General features: G+C 41.5%; 2 protein-coding genes. Both read left to right on the forward strand.

Translation table 11 applies throughout. From position 1 onward, the window contains the following. Positions 1-1,734, forward strand: a 1,734-nt coding sequence (locus ACESK1_RS13095; protein ID WP_372920618.1) for a family 43 glycosylhydrolase, incomplete at its 5' end; no start/stop codon positions are given. 30 nt (positions 1,735-1,764) lie between these two features. Next, positions 1,765-2,270, forward strand: a 506-nt coding sequence (locus tag ACESK1_RS13100; protein WP_372920619.1) for a glycoside hydrolase family 3 N-terminal domain-containing protein, incomplete at its 3' end; no start/stop codon positions are given.

Genomic DNA, 2,270 nt, shown 5'->3' on the forward strand with positions numbered 1-2,270 from the left:
GTTCCTGAAACTTATATCAATCCTTTGGATATAGACTATACCTATATGGTATATAATTCAAGTAAGAATATTTCCTACCGTTCCGGGGCAGATCCTGCAGTTATCGAATTTCAGGGAGAATATTACATGTTTGTTACCCGTTCTTTTGGTTACTGGCATTCTAAAGATTTGATCAATTGGGAATTCATTAAACCAAAACAATGGTTTTTTGAAGGGTCAAACGCTCCAACGGCTTTCAATTATAAAGATTCGCTGGTATATTTTGCAGGTGATCCCGCGGGTTATGGAAGTATTCTCTACACCGATGACCCGAAAAAAGGTGAGTGGACACCCACCGCATCAATTTCCAATAATATTCAGGATTCAGAATTATTTATAGACGATGATGGGAAAACCTATTTGTATTGGGGCTCCTCAAATGTGCATCCTCTTAAAGTGAAAATGCTGGATAAAGACGACCGCTTCCTGGAAACCGGAGTAGAAAAAGAACTTATTAACCTGGTGGAAGAGGAACACGGCTGGGAACGTTTTGGTGAAAATAATTATCATCCAACCTTAAAGGAAGGATATATGGAAGGCGCCTCCATGACCAAACATGATGGGAAATACTATTTACAGTATGCGGCTCCAGGTACACAGTTTAATGTCTATGCCGATGCTGCTTATATTGGTGAAACCCCGCTTGGGCCTTTTGAATACATGAAAAATAATCCTATGAGCTTCAAACCTGGCGGTTTTGCTAATGGAGCAGGCCATGGAGTCACAATGCAGCAAACCAACGGACAATACTGGCATTTTGCCACTATGGCCCTGGCCTCAAATTCTCATTGGGAACGCAGGCTATCTATGTTTCCTACCTATTTTGATGAGGAAGGTTTAATGTACAGCATTACCAGTTATGGAGATTATCCGCTTTATGGTCCCAATCATCCTACAAAAGCTGGGTTGCATAATGGTTGGATGTTGCTTTCTTACAAAGGAAAAACTACAGTTTCTTCTTCGATGAAGCAGGTGAGAAAAAGTACTGCTACCGATGGTGATTTCGACATTACCGAAATGCCTCTGGAAAAAAACAGTGAAGGCGAAATTATTTCAAAATTATTAACCGATGAAAGTCCAAAATCATTCTGGGTTGCCGAAGCTAATAATGATGAGCAATGGGTTGAGATCGAAATGCTTTCCCCCGGAAATATTTATGCTTTTCAGTTGAATTTTCACGATGAGGAATCAGGCATTTATACCCGAACCGAAGGCTTGCGCCACCGGTTCACCCTGGAAGTTTCAGAAGATGGAGAAAACTGGGAAACCGTTGTAGACCGAAGTAAAAGCTTTAAAGATGCACCCAATGCCTACATCGCTCTGAATCAGCCAGTAAAAGGAAAATACGTACGCTATAAAAATGTGGAAGTACCCGGTAATAACCTGGCATTATCAGAGATCCGGGTGTTTGGTAAAGGTTTAGGCGAAAAACCTGCCGAAGTAAAAGGTTTTTCAATATCGCGCCAGGAAGACCGAAGAGATGCTTCCTTTACCTGGGAACCGGTGAAAGGAGCCCAAGGCTATAATATTCGCTGGGGTATTGCCCCGGATAAATTATACCATGCCTGGTTAATTTACGATGAAAATGAACATTTTATGCGCAACCTGGACAGGGATACAGAATATTACTTTCAAATTGAAGCTTTTAATGAAAATGGGATTTCAGAAAGATCTGAAATACAACATGTAGAATAAAAATTTTGTTGATTAAAAAACCAAATGAAAATGAAAAAGATTTATCTATTACTTGGCCTGATAATTTTTACAGGAACCTCGGTTCTGCAGGCGCAAACGCAAATTCCCGAAGTAGAGGAATTACTAGAAAAGATGACCCTGGAAGAAAAAATAGGACAGCTTAACCTGCTTACTCCCGGTGGAGGAGTAGCCACAGGTTCAGTGGTAAGTGAAGATGTGGAAACCAAGATTAAAGATGGTAATGTTGGTGGTGTTTTTGGTGTTTCCAGTCCTGAACGAGTACGTCAGGCCCAGGAAATTGCTGTAAAGAACTCAAGACTGGGAATTCCCCTGCTCATAGGATCAGATGTTATACACGGATATAAAACCACTTTTCCTATTCCGTTGGGAATTTCAGCCAGCTGGGATATGGAATTAATCAAACAAACCGCTGAAGTCGCCGCTAAAGAAGCCACCGCCGACGGAATTAACTGGAATTTCTCTCCAATGGTAGATATTGCACGTGACCCGCGTTGGGGCCGCGTAGCCGAAGGTGC

The sequence above is a fragment of the Salegentibacter sp. genome (assembly GCF_041642575.1).
Lineage (GTDB): Bacteria > Bacteroidota > Bacteroidia > Flavobacteriales > Flavobacteriaceae > Salegentibacter.